This is a genomic window from Lentilactobacillus dabitei (assembly GCF_019061365.1).
Taxonomy (GTDB): domain Bacteria; phylum Bacillota; class Bacilli; order Lactobacillales; family Lactobacillaceae; genus Lentilactobacillus; species Lentilactobacillus dabitei.
Genome location: NZ_JAHPPD010000176.1, coordinates 1 through 954, shown reverse-complemented (window position 1 = coordinate 954; position 954 = coordinate 1). Strand labels below are relative to the sequence as shown.

Genomic DNA, 954 nt, shown 5'->3' with positions numbered 1-954 from the left:
CCGAGCCACTTTTTCACTTCGAGATGGGTCATAATGAAAATGGATAATTGAAGTAGCCGCGTTAGCGGCAGATCGCATTTCCCATAGAAATGATTTAGAGGTTGGCGATTTCCCTGATTCTCGTAAAACCTGAATCGGTGTTTCATCACCATGCAAATATGGTTGCTGCTTAAGCTTCCTGAAAAGCAACTGATCGACTAAAGCAACCCGCTCCGATCCATAAATCACCCAATTACTTAAGGTGGCTTCGGATACCGATAGTCCCAATCCCTTTAAACGTTGTCGTTGACGATAAAGTGGCAAGGCTAATTCATATTTATTGGCAATAATTGTTGCGACTAAATCTTCTGAAGCCAAACTATGGGCCATGAATGATTGTGGGACAGTTGCCGAAACAAATTGGTCGCCATCGTAATTGACGTCCTCTGAACAATGTTGGCATTTGCCAACTTCCTGATACCGACGAACTATGTATGCTTGAGCTGGTCGGAGATGAAATTTGTCTCCAATCAACCGTTTAAATATCTGATAGGCATTGCCACAATTGTGGCAATTATGTTCAGCTAATTCAATCAGTTCTTCCTTTACCGGGAGGTCTTTCGTGATTTTCGCTTTTTGACTTTGCCTTTTCTTTTTACGAACTGTGACAATTTCGATTTGTTCTCCAGTTGACTCTGGGTCTTCGAAAACACCATTACTGGCGTCATCAAATAAAGATGTTTGGCCATCATTAATCGTTTTTTCACTTGAGTGACCATATAATTTGTTACGAAGATATTTTACCTGTTCAGTTAAAATTTGGTTCTGCCTAATAAGCTCTTCAATTTGAGCCTGTTGACTGGCATTAATTTTTTTAAGCTCCTCAATGATATCCATTGGTTTCACCACCTTGGTTGGTTTTCAATGATCATATCATGAAGTTTAGACCTTGACTATACCTTTTAGAAAGGTTAA

General features: G+C 39.7%; 1 protein-coding gene. It reads right to left on the bottom strand.

From position 1 onward, the window contains the following. Positions 1–876, bottom strand: an 876-nt coding sequence (locus tag KTE19_RS13670; RefSeq protein WP_249778678.1) for an IS66 family transposase, incomplete at its 3' end; no start/stop codon positions are given. Between the last annotated feature and the right edge of the window lie 78 nt (positions 877–954).